The 14,854-nt window shown below is 68.9% G+C and carries 17 protein-coding genes; 14 read left to right on the top strand and 3 right to left on the bottom strand.

Features of this window, described 5'->3' with window-relative positions; genetic code table 11:
- The 14 genes from PQV96_RS11480 (at position 1) to PQV96_RS11415 (ending at position 13,462) form a co-directional block, all read left to right on the top strand.
- Positions 1-366, top strand: coding sequence for a TIGR03745 family integrating conjugative element membrane protein (locus PQV96_RS11480; RefSeq protein ID WP_012761425.1), 366 nt, complete (start codon positions 1-3; stop codon positions 364-366).
- 12 nt (positions 367-378) lie between these two features.
- Positions 379-807: a TIGR03750 family conjugal transfer protein gene (locus PQV96_RS11475; RefSeq protein ID WP_012761426.1), complete on the top strand. Its 429-nt coding sequence runs from the start codon at positions 379-381 to the stop codon at positions 805-807.
- The gene (locus PQV96_RS11470) at positions 804-1,496 is read left to right on the top strand and encodes a PFL_4703 family integrating conjugative element protein (protein ID WP_012761427.1); all 693 of its coding nucleotides are present in this window, start codon (positions 804-806) and stop codon (positions 1,494-1,496) included. Before PQV96_RS11475 ends, PQV96_RS11470 begins: the two co-directional genes overlap by 4 nt.
- Positions 1,493-2,410 carry a TIGR03749 family integrating conjugative element protein gene (locus PQV96_RS11465; protein WP_012761428.1) on the top strand — a complete coding sequence of 306 codons (918 nt, stop codon included), beginning with the start codon at positions 1,493-1,495 and terminating at the stop codon, positions 2,408-2,410. The genes PQV96_RS11470 and PQV96_RS11465 overlap by 4 nt, the downstream gene beginning before the upstream one ends.
- Positions 2,400-3,869: a TIGR03752 family integrating conjugative element protein gene (locus PQV96_RS11460; RefSeq protein ID WP_012761429.1), complete on the top strand. Its 1,470-nt coding sequence runs from the start codon at positions 2,400-2,402 to the stop codon at positions 3,867-3,869. Before PQV96_RS11465 ends, PQV96_RS11460 begins: the two co-directional genes overlap by 11 nt.
- The gene (locus PQV96_RS11455; RefSeq protein WP_012761430.1) at positions 3,850-4,284 is read left to right on the top strand and encodes a TIGR03751 family conjugal transfer lipoprotein; all 435 of its coding nucleotides are present in this window, start codon (positions 3,850-3,852) and stop codon (positions 4,282-4,284) included. Before PQV96_RS11460 ends, PQV96_RS11455 begins: the two co-directional genes overlap by 20 nt.
- Entirely contained in the window at positions 4,284-7,166 is a 2,883-nt protein-coding gene (locus PQV96_RS11450) for a conjugative transfer ATPase (protein WP_012761431.1), read from the top strand. Before PQV96_RS11455 ends, PQV96_RS11450 begins: the two co-directional genes overlap by 1 nt.
- 13 nt (positions 7,167-7,179) lie before the next feature.
- Positions 7,180-7,926 carry a DsbA family protein gene (locus tag PQV96_RS11445; protein WP_012761432.1) on the top strand — a complete coding sequence of 249 codons (747 nt, stop codon included), beginning with the start codon at positions 7,180-7,182 and terminating at the stop codon, positions 7,924-7,926.
- A gap of 194 nt (positions 7,927-8,120) precedes the next feature.
- On the top strand, positions 8,121-8,615 hold the full coding sequence (gene radC, locus PQV96_RS11440; protein ID WP_012761433.1) for a RadC family protein: 495 nt from the start codon (positions 8,121-8,123) through the stop codon (positions 8,613-8,615).
- 157 nt (positions 8,616-8,772) lie between these two features.
- Complete coding sequence (locus PQV96_RS11435) at positions 8,773-9,219, top strand: TIGR03757 family integrating conjugative element protein (protein ID WP_012761434.1); 447 nt, start codon at positions 8,773-8,775, stop codon at positions 9,217-9,219.
- Entirely contained in the window at positions 9,216-10,166 is a 951-nt protein-coding gene (locus PQV96_RS11430) for a TIGR03756 family integrating conjugative element protein (protein ID WP_012761435.1), read from the top strand. The genes PQV96_RS11435 and PQV96_RS11430 overlap by 4 nt, the downstream gene beginning before the upstream one ends.
- A 9-nt stretch (positions 10,167-10,175) precedes the next feature.
- On the top strand, positions 10,176-11,579 hold the full coding sequence (locus PQV96_RS11425; RefSeq protein ID WP_012761436.1) for an integrating conjugative element protein: 1,404 nt from the start codon (positions 10,176-10,178) through the stop codon (positions 11,577-11,579).
- The gene (locus tag PQV96_RS11420; RefSeq protein WP_012761437.1) at positions 11,576-11,929 is read left to right on the top strand and encodes a hypothetical protein; all 354 of its coding nucleotides are present in this window, start codon (positions 11,576-11,578) and stop codon (positions 11,927-11,929) included. Before PQV96_RS11425 ends, PQV96_RS11420 begins: the two co-directional genes overlap by 4 nt.
- A 15-nt stretch (positions 11,930-11,944) precedes the next feature.
- Positions 11,945-13,462, top strand: coding sequence for a conjugal transfer protein TraG N-terminal domain-containing protein (locus PQV96_RS11415; protein WP_012761438.1), 1,518 nt, complete (start codon positions 11,945-11,947; stop codon positions 13,460-13,462).
- 5 nt (positions 13,463-13,467) lie between these two features.
- Here PQV96_RS11415 and PQV96_RS11410 read toward each other — a convergent pair whose 3' ends face one another.
- From PQV96_RS11410 to PQV96_RS11400, 3 genes are all read right to left on the bottom strand, one after another.
- The gene (locus PQV96_RS11410; protein ID WP_012761439.1) at positions 13,468-13,839 is read right to left on the bottom strand and encodes a DUF3742 family protein; all 372 of its coding nucleotides are present in this window, start codon (positions 13,837-13,839) and stop codon (positions 13,468-13,470) included.
- 86 nt (positions 13,840-13,925) lie between these two features.
- Positions 13,926-14,390 (bottom strand): type II toxin-antitoxin system YhaV family toxin, encoded by a 465-nt coding sequence (locus tag PQV96_RS11405; protein WP_012761440.1) that lies wholly within the window; start codon positions 14,388-14,390, stop codon positions 13,926-13,928.
- Positions 14,390-14,707, bottom strand: coding sequence for a type II toxin-antitoxin system PrlF family antitoxin (locus PQV96_RS11400; RefSeq protein WP_003454724.1), 318 nt, complete (start codon positions 14,705-14,707; stop codon positions 14,390-14,392). The genes PQV96_RS11405 and PQV96_RS11400 overlap by 1 nt, the downstream gene beginning before the upstream one ends.
- Positions 14,708-14,854 lie beyond the last annotated feature (147 nt).

The following is a 14,854-nucleotide window of genomic DNA, read 5'->3' as shown; positions in this document are numbered from 1 at the left end:
ATGAACGCTTCGCTGATTCCTCGTCGCCCCTCTGCGCGCATCGCAGCCATGCTTGCCTCGCTGGGCCTCGCTGCCACGCCGCTCGTCTCGCTGGCGGCCCTGCCCACCTTGGAAGACCCGTCGCGCGGCACCGGCAGCGGCATCATGCAGACGCTGCAGAACTACGGCTACGACATCGTGTTGCTGATCGCGCTGCTCGTGGTCGCCTCGATGTTCGTCGGCGTCTGCTACCACGCCTACACGCGCTACGCGGAGATCCACACCGGCCGCGCCACCTGGGGCCAGTTCGGCCTGACGGTGGCGGTCGGCGCGATCCTCCTGGTCGTCGGCGTCTGGCTGCTGACCAAAGCCACCGGCGTGCTGTAAGGGCCGGCAACCATGGCTGGCGCCCTGGAGAGCCCGCCGCGCGACGGGCTCGTGACCTTTATGCCGCATCGCCTCAACCGCCATCCGGTGGTCGTGCGCGGGCTCACGGCCGACGAGCTGTGGGTCTGCGCCGGCCTGTCGGGCGCGGTCGGGTTCGTGGCCGGCGTGCCGCTGGCCTGGCTGACCCACAGCATTGCGATGGTGCCCACGCTGGTCGTTGCCGGCATCGGCATCGGCGTCTTCGTGGGCGGCGGTCTGTTGCGGCGGTGGAAGCGCGGCCGGCCCGACACCTGGCTGTACCGCCAGCTCCAGTGGCGGCTCGCGCTGCGCTATCCCGCGCTGGCGGCCCACGCGGGCGGCGGCCAGCTCATCACCCGCTCGGGCTGGTGGACCACGCGCCGCCAGCGGTCCGGCCTAGCCGCTCACCGAGGTACAGCATGAGCCGCTTCAAGAACGAGGTCATGCACCTGCAGGCGCATGTGAAGACGCTGCGCCTGTTCGCCGCCGCGCTGTTTGTCGTGGCACTGCTGCTCGGGTTCGGATGGTGGAGCGCACCCAAGAGCCTGACCATCCACGTACCGCCCGACCTGCGCTCAGGCAGCACCCGCAAGTGGTGGGATGTGCCGCCGGAGAGCGTCTACGCCTTCACCTTCTACATCTGGCAGCAGGCCCAACGCTGGCCGACCAACGGCGAGCAGGACTACCCGCGCAACCTGCATGGGCTGTCGGCCTACTTCACACCGAGCTGCCGGGCCTTCCTGCAACAGGACTACGAGTTCCGGCGCAGCAACGGCGAGTTGCGCCAGCGCGTGCGCGGCATCTATGAGATTCCCGGCCGCGGCTACGGCGACGATCCCGCCGCGCGCGTGCGCGCCGTGTCGGCGAACGACTGGATCGTCACGCTGGACGTGAGCGCCGACGAGTATCTGGGCGCAGAGCAGGTCAAGCGCGCGCTCGTGCGCTACGCGCTGAAGGTCGTGCGCATGGACATCGATCCCGAGCGCAATCCCTTCGGCCTGGTGCTGGACTGCTATGCGCGTGCGCCCGAGCGCATCGAAACTCCGCCGCCCCCGGCGTCAGCCGGCAAGCCCGCCAGCCCCGGCGCCAATCTGCAGGGAGACACCCCATGAAGCGCTGCTTCCTTCCGGCCCTGGCCGGTGTTCTGTTTTGCCTGGGTTTCGTGCCCGCGGGCCATGCCGTTGAAATCCTGCGCTGGGAGCGCCTGCCGCTGGCCGTGCCGCTGGTGGTCGGCCAGGAGCGCGTGGTATTCATCGAGCGCAACGTGCGCATCGGCGTGCCGGCCGGCGTCGGCGAGCAGTTGCGCGTGCAGAGCACGGGCGGAGCGATCTACCTGCGCGCCAGCGCGCCCGTCCCGCCCACGCGGCTGCAACTACAGGACGTGGAATCCGGCGCGCTGATCCTGCTGGACATCGCCGCCGAGCCGGCCAAGGCGGGCCAGCCTGCGCTCGAACCCGTGCGCATCGTCGATGGCGATGTGCCGGCCACCCGCTACGGCGAGCCGGCCAGCCCCTCGGCCACCGCGGACGACGATGCGCAGCGCCCGACACCAGCCGCCCGCCGCGCAACGCCGGTGGCCGTGGTGCTGACGCGCTACGCGGCGCAGAACCTGTACGCGCCGCTGCGCACCGTGGAGCCCATGGCCGGCATCGGCCGCGTCAACCTGCGTCGCAACCTCGCGCTGGACACCTTGCTGCCCACGCTGCCGGTGCGCGCGCAGGCGCTGGCCGTATGGCGGCTCGAAGACCAGTGGGTGACGGCCGTGAAGCTCACCAACACCTCCGGACGCTGGCTCGACCTCGATCCGCGTGCGCTGCAGGGCGACTTCCTCGCCGCGACCTTCCAGCACCCGACCCTGGGGCCGGCCGGCCGCGCGGCCGACACCACCGTGGTCTATCTCGTCACCCGTGGCCACGGCCTGGCCGAGTCGCTGCTGCCCAAGGTGGCGCCGATCGACGCGACGGTAAACCTGCCGCCGGCGGCGGCCGGCCAGGCCGAAGGAGGAGGAGCGCGCGATGAAAAGTAACCCCCTCCTGAAGTGGCTGCTGATCCCGATGGCGCTGGTGCTGGTGTTCGTCGGCATCAAGCTCTTCTCGGGCGAGCGCAGCGCCAGGCCGGCACCTCCCGGCAGCGCCAACCCGCTCACGCCCGAAGAGATGAAGGCGCTCGGCATCGAAGGCGACACGCCACGCGATACCGTCGCCACGCTGGTGGCCCAGGTCAAGCAGTTGCGCAACGAGCTGCAGACGGCACTCAACGACAACAAGAACCAGAAGACCGAGAACGAGCGCATGCGCGCGCGGGAAAGCGCGATCGACCAGCGCATCCAGTCCGCGCTCGACGGCGAGCGCGGCCGCCTGCAGCAGGACCGCGAGCAGTTGGCCGGCGACCGCCAGCAGACCCAGGGCCTGCTGCAAGACCTGCAGCGGCGCCTGGACGGCCTCTCCGGCAAGAGCGGCCAGGCCGACCTGCCGGTGGGCCTCGGGCTGGAGGAAGGCGACGGCAAGGGCTTCGGTGGCAACCAGGGCGGCAGTGCGCGCAACACCAACGGCACGCGCTGGGTGGAGCCGGACGATGCGAAACCCTCGGCGAAAAACGGCAGCAGCGGCGGCTTGAACTTCCCGACCAGCTTCGGGCCGGCGCAGAAGACGCTTTCCGACACGGCCGACGGCGTGGCAAGCACCGTCGCGGATGCAGGCAGCCGCGCCGTGGGCGCATCGTCCAAGCCGGTCTACACGGTACCGTCGAACTCGACGCTGATGGGCTCGATCGCGATGACCGCGCTGATCGGCCGTGTGCCGATCGACGGCACGGTCAACGACCCGTATCCCTTCAAGGTGCTGATCGGCCCCGACAACCTCACCGCCAATGGCATCGACATCCCCGACGTGGCCGGCGCGGTGGTCAGCGGCACGGCCTCGGGCGACTGGACGCTTTCCTGCGTGCGCGGCCAGATCCGCTCGGTCACGTTCGTCTTCAACGACGGCACGATCCGCACCGTGCCGGAGGACGGCAATCGGAATCGGAGCAGCGGCAATCAGGGCAACAGCGCGAACAGCACGACGCAGGGCGGCCTGGGCTGGATCAGCGATCCCTACGGCATCCCCTGCGTCAGCGGCGAGCGGCGCAGCAACGCGCAGCAGTACCTGGGCTCGCAGGCCCTCATCACCGCGGCCGGGGCTGGAGCGGCGTCCCTCATCAAGTCGGACAACGGCAGCGTGGCCGTGGTCGCCAACAGCAACGGTTCGCTCGGCACCGTCGGCATCAGCGGCAACGAGGCAATGGGCCGCATCCTGGCCGGCGGCGTGCGCGACATGGCCGATTGGGTCAACAAGCTCTACGGGCAGGCCTTCGCCGCAGTCTACGTGCGGCCCGGTGCCAAGGTCGCCGTGCATCTGGAGCAGCCGCTCAACATCGACTACGACGCCAAGGGGCGCCGGGTCAATCACCGCATCGGAGGTGCCCATGCGTCGGATTTGGATTGAATCGGCCGCGGCCCTGTGCGCGGTCATGGTGCTGGGCGGCTGCGCCACCAGCAAGGACGAGCTGCTGCCGCACGGCGATCACACCATGCTCGACGTGTGGAACCAGGAGACGGGCGGCAGCGCCGGTGGCGGACAAGCCGCCCGGCAACTGCTCGATGCGCGCCAGGGCCTGCGCCGGCCGCTGACCGAGGCCGACGTGCAGGCGGCGCCCGCCGCCGCTGCCGCCTACACGCGCACCGCGGCCAACGAGATTTACCGCCAGTTCCACCGGCTGCCGAACCCGGACCTGGTGATGTACGTGTTCCCGCACCTGGCCGGCACCGACCCGGTTCCCGTGCCCGGCTACACCACCGTGTTCCCGCTCTACCAGCGCGTGCAGTACGCGATGCCTGGCGAGCGCCTGGAGGACTACTGATGGCCTGGTCGTTGCCCTGGGCACGCAAGGTCGCCACGCCTGCCGGCCCCAGCCTGGAGGCCGATGACGCCTGGTCGCAGCATGTCTCGACGCTGGCCGCGCACGGTGTTCCCGAGCCCGGCAGCGCGGTGGGCGGCCAGCCGCGCCGGCCGGCCACCGAGGCGGACCTGCAGGCACTCTACGGCGTGGCGCCGTCCTTCGCCGACCTGCTCCCCTGGGTGGAGTATCTGCCCGACTCCAAGAGCGTGCTGCTGGAAGACGGCCAGTCGGTGGCGGCCTTCTTCGAGCTGGCGCCGGTCGGCACCGAGGGCCGCGAGATGGCCTGGCTGTGGCAGGCGCGCGATGCGTTGGAGAACGCGCTGCAGGACTCGTTCGACGAACTCGACGAGAACCCCTGGGTGGTGCAGCTCTACGCCCAGGACGAAGCAACCTGGGACAACTACCTGCGCGGGCTCACGAACTACGTGCGGCCGCGCGCGCAAGGCAGCGCCTTCACGGACTTCTACCTGCGCTTCTTCGGGCATCACCTGCGCGCCATCGCCAAGCCCGGCGGCCTGTTCGAGGACACGACGGTGACGCGCCTGCCGTGGCGCGGCCAGGTGCGGCGCGTGCGCATGGTGGTCTACCGGCGCGCGAGTGCGTCTGGCGCGTCCCGGCGCGGCCAGTCGCCCGAGCAGGCGCTGACGACGATCTGCGACCGGCTCGCAGGTGGCCTCGCCAATGCGGGCGTGAAGGCCCGGCGCATGGAGGCGCACGACATCCACGACTGGCTGCTGCGCTGGTTCAATCCGCACCCCACCATGCTTGGCCCTGCCGCCGACGACCGCGAGTGCTTCTACGCGCTGACCCGCTACCCCGAGGAAGCCGAGCAAGGCGAGATCGAGCTGGCCAGCGGGGACTTCGCGCAGCGCCTGTTCTTCGGCCAGCCGCGCTCGGACGTGGCGAACGGCACCTGGGTGTTCGACGGCATGCCGCACCGGGTCATCGTGATGGACCGGCTGCGCATGCCGCCCGCCACGGGCCACGTCACTGGCGAGACGCGCAAGGGCGGCGATGCGGTCAACGCGCTGTTCGACCAGATGCCCGAGGACACGGTGATGTGCCTGACGGTCGTGGCGACGCCGCAGGACGTGCTCGAAGCGCACCTGAACCACCTGAGCAAGAAGTCGGTCGGCGAGACGCTGGCCTCGGAGCAGACGCGCCGCGACGTGCAGGAAGCGCGCGGCCTGATCGGCAGCGCGCACAAGCTGTACCGCGGCGCGCTGGCCTTCTACCTGCGCGGGCGCGACCTCGCGCAGCTCGACGCCCGCGGCCTGCAACTGGTCAACGTCATGCTCAACGCGGGCCTGCAGCCGGTGCGCGAGGAAGACGAAGTGGCGCCGCTCAACAGCTACCTGCGCTGGCTGCCGTGCGTGTTCGATCCGGCCGCCGACAAGCGCCAGTGGTACACGCAACTGATGTTCGCGCAGCACGCGGCGAACCTCGCGCCCGTGTGGGGCCGCAGCCAGGGAACCGGCAATCCGGGCATCACGTTCTTCAACCGCGGCGGCGGGCCGATCACCTTCGACCCGCTGAACCGGCTCGACCGGCAGATGAACGCCCACCTGTTCCTGTTCGGCCCCACCGGCTCGGGCAAGAGCGCCACGCTCAACAACATCCTGAACCAGGTGACGGCGATCTACCGGCCGCGCCTGTTCATCGTGGAGGCGGGCAACAGCTTCGGCTTGTTCGGCGACTTCGCGGCGCGGCTGGGCATGAAGGTACATCGCATCAAGCTCGCGCCCGGCGCCGGGGTAAGCCTCGCTCCGTTCGCCGACGCCCACCGGTTGGTCGAAACGCCCAGCCAGGTGCAGACGCTGGATGCCGACGCCCTGGACGAGGATCGCGACGAGGCGGCACAGGCAGCGGATGCCGACGAGCAGCGTGACGTGCTGGGCGAACTGGAGATCACCGCGCGGCTGATGATTACCGGCGGCGAGGACAAGGAAGAGGCGCGCATGACGCGCGCCGACCGCAGCCTGATCCGCCAGTGCATCCTAGATGCGGCTCAGCGTTGCGTGGCCGACCAGCGCACCGTCCTCACGCGCGACGTGCGCGATGCGCTGCGCGAGCGCGCCCGCGACACGGCACTGCCCGAGGTGCGGCGCGCGCGGCTGCTGGAAATGGCCGACGCGATGGATATGTTCTGCCAGGGCGTGGACGGCGAGATGTTCGACCGGCCCGGCACGCCCTGGCCCGAGGCCGACATCACCATCGTCGATCTGGCGACCTTCGCACGCGAGGGCTACAACGCGCAGCTTTCCATCGCCTACATCAGCCTCATCAACACGGTCAACAACATCGCCGAGCGCGACCAGTTCCTCGGCCGCCCGATCATCAACGTGACGGACGAGGGGCACATCATCACCAAGAACCCGCTGCTCGCGCCCTACGTCGTGAAGATCACGAAGATGTGGCGCAAGCTCGGCGCCTGGTATTGGCTGGCGACGCAGAACATCGACGACCTGCCCAAGGCCGCCGAGCCCATGCTCAACATGATCGAGTGGTGGATCTGCCTCTCGATGCCACCGGACGAAGTGGAGAAGATCGCGCGCTTCCGCGAGCTGAACGCGGCGCAGAAGGCGCTGATGCTGTCGGCCCGCAAGGAGGCCGGCAAGTTCAGCGAGGGCGTGATCCTTTCCAAGAGCATGGAAGTGCTGTTCCGTGCGGTGCCGCCCAGCCTGTACCTGGCGCTGGCTCAGACCGAGCCGGAAGAGAAGGCCGAGCGTTTCCAGTTGATGCAGCAGTACGGCATCGGCGAACTGGATGCCGCTTTCAAGATCGCCGAGAAGATCGACCGCGCCCGCAGCATCGAGCCGCTGGCGCTCGATGCGCTGGCGTGACGGGGAGTCCACGATGCGCATCCCTCGCTTCGCGCCGTCCCGCACCGTCCTTGTCGTCGCGCTGCTGGCGGCCGCGGCCCTGACCACGGCCGCGTGGCTCGGCCTGCGGCCGCCGTCGCCACCCGCCGAGCCCGATTCTCCTTCGGCAGAAGCAACGCCTGCGCCGGCAACGGCGCCAGCCGGCCCGCCCTGGCGCTATGGCCGCGCCGATGCGCGCTTCACGGTGGTCGAGTACGCCGACCTCGAATGCCCGTTCTGCCGCGCGTACTTCGCGGTGCTCAAGCGCTGGATCGACGCGCACCCTGACGTGAGCTGGCAATGGCACCACCTGCCGTTGCCGTTGCACGAGCCGGCGGCGTCCGCCGGTGCGCGCCTGGTGGAGTGCGTCGGCGAGGCCGGCGGCCAGGCCGCGTTCTGGCAGGCTGCCGAGTGGGTCTACACGCACACCCGTGGCGACGGTCAGGGCCTGCCCGAGGGCCTGCGCTATCCCGACCTCACGCCGGCCGCGCAGCACTGCCTCGACAGCGACCGCCCCGACACGCTGATCCGCGCACAGTCGGCGAGCGCGGCGCAGGAGGGCATCAAGGTCACGCCCACGCTGCGCCTGCAGGATCGCCAGTCCGGCAAGACGCTGCTGCTGCACGGCCCGGTCGAAGGAGATGCCTTGCTGTCCGCGATCGACCTGCTGGCGGCCGGTGCAGCGACCGAACCCGCATCGAAGGAAATGCCTGCCGAGTCTCTCGGCGACATGCCCAGGTAGCCACGATCTTCAAGGCTACGACGCGGCTTGGCCGCGCTGATCGACCCCGTTCGCTGCGCATCCCTGGACGCGAACAGCCACTGCGCATGCGGTGGCGGATGCCCGCTCTTCTGCCGCTTGTTCTTCATCGTCCCCCGGAGGGTTTGTCCCTCCCGGGACAGGCGTCCTCCGACTTCATCCCGTGGAGGTTCGCCATGTCCTATGTCGTCGCCGACTCGTGTCCCGAGTCGCTCAGCCTGATCGCCGCCCAGCACGAAGACTGGATCATCCGCCAGGCCATCACCTTGCTGGAGCAACGCATCTTCAAGGCCGGTCCGATGCTGAACAGTCCCGCCGCCGTGCGCGACTACCTGCATCTGAAGCTGGTCGCGGAGCCCAACGAGGTCTTCTCCGTCGTGTTCCTCAACTGTCAGCACCAAGTCCTCGCCTACGAGCCGATGTTCAAGGGCACGGTCGATCAAACCTCGGTGTACCCGCGGGTGCTGGTGCAGCGCGCCCTGGCCCTCAACGCCTCGGCGGTCATCCTGGCCCACCAGCATCCATCCGGCATGACCGTGCCATCGGCCGCCGATCAGGTGCTGACCGACCGGCTCAAAGCCGCCCTGGCGATGGTCGATGTCCGGGTGGTGGATCACCTCATCGTCGGCAAAGGCACGCCGTACTCCTTCGCCGAATCCGGCCTGCTGTAGCGCCGCTGACCGCTCGGTCCCCGCGGGAGCCTCGGCTCCCGCTTTTTCTTTCACCTGTCTGCCCAAAGCGGAGCGCGCGCGGTGCGGATTCCTTGTCGCGGGTGGACTGCCTTCGGCGTTCGACTAGAGCCTTGCTCTCATTCCCAGGACGCCCGCCATGACGGCTCCCTTCTTGAAACCCATCCCGCGGCTGCGGGCCACGCGCATCGCCTGCGCGGGAGGGCTGCTGCTGTGCCTGCTCGGACAGGACGCATCCGCAGCCGACGTGCTGGTCGTGACCGACAGCCGCCATCCCGTGCAGTCCGCATCCGGCGCGCGCGTGATCGAGCTGGACCTGCCCGAGCGCATCGAGGCCGAGCTGGCCGCGGGCCTGCCTGCCGATCCGGGCCGCGCGGCCGCGCTCGTGCAGCAACGCCTGCGCGATGGCGGCCAGGCACTGCAGCGCCGCATCGGCAGCGCCTACCAGGGCGTCGCCGACGCCTGGGGCTTAGGGCTGGCCAAGGTGCCCGCCGTGGTGGTCGATCGCCGCTACGTGGTCTACGGAGAGCCCGATGTCGCGCGCGCCGTGGCCCGCATCGAATCCCACCGGAGGGCACAGCCATGAACCGCCTGCTGTCGGCGTCGTCGCGCCGGGCCCGCCTTGCCATCGCCTCGGTGCTGCTCGGCGGCGCCGCTTCGACGTTCGCGCTGAACACGGCCACCATCGTGTCCTCGGCCCTGTCGCCCGACTGCCTGGAGTACCGCGTGGTCGGCATCTGCTACTGGTTGTTCTGCACCTGGACGGGCTGCACGGTGCGCACCTCGGTGAAGGTGCGCCACTACGTGCCCGACGCCGTGGTATCGAGCTACAGCAACACCGGCGAGAACCCGTGGATCGAGGTGCGCGCCATGAGCATGCCCAACCCCACGGCGCAGGCCGGCGGCGACGGGACGACGAACCACGACAACGAGAACAACCTGGCGAAGTTCAAGAACGCCGACGTGATCGGGCATCCCGGTGGCTCGGTATTCAGCCAGTTCGCCAGCGCCTCCGGCTACGCCTGCCAGGGCGCAGGCACGGCCTTCATGCCGTACCTGCTGAGCACCCTCGACACGCTGGCCTGGCGCTACAACGTGCCGGAGATGGTGTACCCCGAGGCGCTGATCCCCGGCATGCGCGAGATCGGCGGCCGCACGACGCTCAACCTGTGGGGCAACGTCTATCCGCGCGGCGGCTTCCTGCACCAGACCGACGACTACAAGAGCGGCGCCGTCGTCGCGCAGCGCGCGGGCGATGTCGTCACGCGGCGCATGCAGCCGCACGTCTACCAGCCGCTGCTCGCGAGTTCGAGCGACGGCTACTGGCCGGCCGGCGCCCTGATGGAGAGCGATGCCTCCACGGGCAAGTGGCAGGAGCTGACGCCGACCCTCTCCAACTCCTGCGCTGTGTTCCCGCACAGCAATACGCGCGTGCAGGCCCAGCAAGGCGACTACGCCTGGGCGCTGTGGCGGCCCTATGCCTGCTGCCAGCGCCGCGGGCAGGTCTTCCTCGGCAGCGTCGATTTCCTCTGAGGTGTTCCCATGAAAGCGTCCCTTTCCCGTTTCGCACAGCGCGCCAGGCCCTACGCGCTCAGCATCGCGCTCGCCTGCGCCGTCACGGCCGCAGCCGGCGTCGCCTGGGCGCAGACCCGCATCGGCCCCACCGGCGTCGGCGTGAGCGGCAGCGTCATCGGCGACGACGTGCTCTACAGCATCGGCGGCGGCCGGGCCGTGTCCATGGGCGGCGCCGGGAACATGCAGAGCATCGGCGTGGGCATCGGCTGGAACAGCAACCTGATCTGCGGAAACATGAGCATCACGACGACGCTGCAGAACCAGTTGAACGGCCTCACCAATGGCTTTCAGCAGATCATGTCCTCGGTGATCCAGAGCGCCACCAGCGCCGTGGCGTCGCTGCCGGCCCTGATCATCCAGCGTGCCGATCCGGGCCTCTACAACCTGCTGACCAACGGCGTGCTGCAGGCGCGGCTCGATTTCGACCGCAGCAAATTGACGTGCAAGGCGATGGCCAACCGGATGGCGGACATGGCCGGCGGCCAGGCCGGGTGGGATCAGCTCGCCGAAGGTTTCGCGCTGCGCGATGCGGTGAGCAGCACCGATGCGGTGTCCGCCGTCGAGCAGGCCGAATCGAACAAGGGCAACAACGGCGTGCCCTGGGTGGGCGGCGGCAACGCGGGCGGCTCGGGCCAGGGTTCCATCAAGGTGGTCGGTGATGTGACCCGTGCCGGCTACAACCTGCTCAACAGTCGCGGTGTCAGCGACACCTCATCCATCCCGCGCGCGTCCTGCGGCAACCGGCTGACCTGCCAAACCTGGTCCTCGCCGCAGGCCGCAGCGGACTTCGCGACCCGCGTGCTCGGCGAGCGCGAGCAACGCACCTGCGAGACCTGCACCAAGACGCAGACGACGCCTGGCGTCGGCCTGACGCCGGTGATCCAGGAAGAGTACGAGACCAAGCTGCAGGCGCTGCAGGAGCTGGTGACGGGCGCGAAGCCGACGACGGTGGCGAACCTCGAAGCCGCCGGCAGCAACTCGCTGCCGATCACGCGCGGCGTGATCGAGGCGCTGCGCGACGAACCCGATCAAGACCTGCTCGGCAAGCGCCTGGCGTCCGAAGCCGCGCTGTCGAGCGTGCTGGAGAAGGCCCTGCTGTTGCAGCGCACGCTGCTGACCGGCAAGAAGGAGCCCAACGTCGCCGCCAACGAGCTGGCCGTGAAGGCCGTCGATCAAGAGAACACCGCGCTGGAGCAGGAGATCAACAACCTCAAGACCGAGCTGGAGCTGCGGCGCACGCTGGCCGGCAATTCGGCGATGGCGATCGTGCAGCGCCACGGCACCCGCGCCGCGGGCTCGCGCGGCATCTTCGAGGGCGACACGACGCGCGACCGCCTCAAGGAAGTGCAGAAGCCGCGGAGCGGGCCATGACCAGCCGGGCCTGGCTGCGGCCGGCATGGCTGCTCGGCCGCCGCGTCGGCATCGTGCTGCTGTGGGTGCTGCTGGTGGCGGGCATCGCGGTCGGCGTGAACGTCGTCGGCCTGCACGTCGTCGGCAGCATCGACGGCTGGGAGCAGTGGCTGCGCGAGCACTCGGGCCACTTCCTCGTCTGGCGGCTGCTGCTCTACGCGGCGACGGCCTGCGGCTGGTGGTGGATGCGTCGGCGCCTGCGCGAACGCGAGCCGTCGGCCGAGGCGCACCAGCGCCTGCTGCGCGTCGAGATCGCGGCCGTCGCCACCCTCGTGCTGCTCGAAGGCAGCCAGCTACTGCGCAATGGCTGAGCCCCGGAGAACGCCATGACGCTCAACACAACGGACTACCTGGAGTATTACCTGACCCTGGTCGGGTGGATCGTCAGCAACGGCATCTGGAACATCCTCGTGGCCAGCGGCGTGTTCGCGTTGCCGTTCGTGGTCATCGTGGTTCAGGAATGGCTGCGCGCGCGGGCCGAGGGCGCCGACGAGGGCAACAAGGGGGTGCTGTCCTCGATGCGCATCGAGAACCGCGTGTGGGTGGCGATCGTCGTCATCCTGTTCGCCGGCATTCCCTTCATTCCAGTCGACCTCAGCACCATCAAGTTCGACACGACGCGCTCCGCGCAATGCCAGGTCAGTGTCCCGCAGCCCACCGACACGGGATGGTCGAACGCCTACACCACGCTCAACAACCAGAGCGCGCTGGTGCCGGTGTGGTGGTTCTTCATGCACGCCATCTCGAAGGCGGTGACGGGCGGCGCGGTGGCGGCCATCCCCTGCGGGACGGATCTGCGTCAGATGCGCATGGACGTGGATGCCACGCGCATCGACGACCCGGTGCTGGCCCAGGAGGTCGGCGACTTCGTGCATGACTGCTACGGCCCCTCGCGCGCCAAGCTGTTCATGTCTCGGCCCGCACTCTCCGACGAGCAGATGAACGACGTGACCTGGATCGGTTCGAGCTACTTCCTGAACAACGCGGGCTTCTACGACACCTACCACTCCAACACGCCGCGCACGGCCTGGCCCTACGACGCGACGCGCGATGCAGGGCTGGCCCAGGTGGACAGCGGCGGGGGCTACCCCACGTGCCGGCAGTGGTGGTCGGACGGCGGCAGCGGCTTGCGCGCGCGCCTGCTGGCCCAGGTCGATCCCGACCTGCTGACGCGCATCGGCCGCTGGGCGGGCTTCCTGTCGCAGGCCGAGGTGAACGACTCGGTGATCCGCGCCGTGGTCTCGCCGCGGCAGCAGAAGATGAACCAGGGTTCGGTCTACACCGACTACGGCGGCCAGATCGAGAAGACGCTGCCCAACGTCGTGACGCGCGGCGCCGGCGACCTGGGGATGACCATGGGCTCGCTGGGCTTCTTCCCGGCGATGGACGTGGTGCGCCAGGCGCTGCCGATGGTGCTGTCGCTGCTCAAGATGGCGCTGGTGATCTGCATCCCGCTGGTGCTGGTCTTCGGCACCTACGAGCTGAAGGCGCTGGTCGCGGTGAGCTGCGTGCAGTTCGCGCTGTTCTTCGTGGACTTCTGGTTCCAGCTCGCGCGCTGGCTGGATTCCACCATCCTCGATGCGCTCTACGGCTGGGGGTTCGGCGCGAACCGGCCGCACAGCAACTTCGATCCGCTGATCGGCCTGAACAACGCCTTCGGCGACATGCTGCTGAACTTCGTCATGGCGACGATGTTCATCGTGCTGCCTACCTTCTGGGTGGCTGCGCTGGGCTGGGTAGGCGTGCGCGCGGGAACGGCAATTCAAGGGCTGGCGGCAGGAACCAGGGATGCCCAAGCTGCTGGCGGCAGGGGTGCGGGTGTCGCTATGAAAGCAGCGAAGTAATGCCTCTAGGCTTGCTCGTCTTCTGGATCGTGGGGGTCGATCCGGTAATCGTCATGGGTGTAGAGGCCGTACCCGGCAGGGCCGTATCGCCATTCCGGCTTGTGTTCCTCGTCGTAGCTCGCATCGTCGTTGCGGACTACCCAGGCGCCGACCAGCGCGAACGCAAGCAACAGCGCCAGCCAGAACGCGGTGTAGAGCAGGACACCGATCGCAGCGAGCTTGACGGCCAGCAGCGCGGCCTTGGCAATACCAGGCGCCCATCCCCGCGCGAGCAGCCAGCCCTGCGCCCGCTGATCCAGACGCGCGCAGCCTCTCCACGCCCGGCCCAGTGTCCGGCCGAGGCGTTCTGCGAAGGTGGTCTGTGCGGCGGTCTTCATGGTGGCTACCTCATGTTCATCCTGTCGTGTGGCTGTGATCCCTGTCCGTGTTGCGATTGAAACCTGTGCTGTTCTTCAACCGCGGTCTAGTCCTTGTCTACTGCGCGCCAGTCGGCCTGGCTTGCGGCCACCAGCGCCGCCCAATCGTCCGGCGGGTTGCCGCGTCCCAACATCTTCTCGAACACCGCATAGGGGTCGGACTTGCTGCCCGCCGACCGCAAGGTCTGCTCGTCGTTGACCCAGGCGAACACGATCGCCTTGGCCTTGGAGTCGTAGCGGAAGAACAGCCGGAACCGCCTCCCGATCTTCGCGCGCCGCCAGTGCCGGTAGGCCGGCCCCAAGGTGTTGCCCTGGCGGAATTCGTCGCGCGCAGGATCGCTCGGCACGACATCCATGATCAACTGGCTCAACGCCCGGAACAGCTTGACGTTGGCGTTGCTCTCGAACCCCTGCGGGTCGTTCTGTTCGGCCCGTTCCGCGGCCGCGTGCAGCTTGCGCAACTGCTCGATCACGCCCTCGTGGAACAGGAGCGTCCAACCGTGCCGCTGCATCAGAGCGCCACTTCGCCTTCGATGTCTTCATCGAGGTTCACCGCGTGGTGCGCGTTGGCCAGCATGGCCCGCGCCAGATCGTCCGGCAGGGACTGGACGTGCCGCCCGGCCCGGATGTCCGCTTCCAGCAGCCCCAGGAAGGCGCCGATGGCCGGGTCTTCATGGTCGGCGTCGGCGCGGGTCACGACGACTTCGCCGCCGCGCAGGTCGAACGCCACCTTGCCGCCGGTGTCCACGCCCAGCGCTTGCCGGATGGACTTGGGCAGCGTGATCTGACCCTTGGAGGTCAGCGTCGCGACTTCGTGGATTTCGGGCATGGCGGCACTCCTGATGGCAATGCCTGGATGGTAAGGAAATTTCCTTACCTTGTCAATCTGGGTGTGCATGGTGCTCCGTCCGGTCGATGAAACGGCTCCATCGTAGGGGCGGCACAGCCAGCCTTCCCGCATCAATCCGACTTGGGC

The sequence above is a fragment of the Acidovorax temperans genome (genome assembly GCF_028596105.1).
GTDB lineage: Bacteria > Pseudomonadota > Gammaproteobacteria > Burkholderiales > Burkholderiaceae_C > Acidovorax > Acidovorax temperans.
The sequence above is the reverse complement of the archived record's forward strand: the minus strand, read 5'-3'. Positions and strand labels throughout refer to the sequence as shown.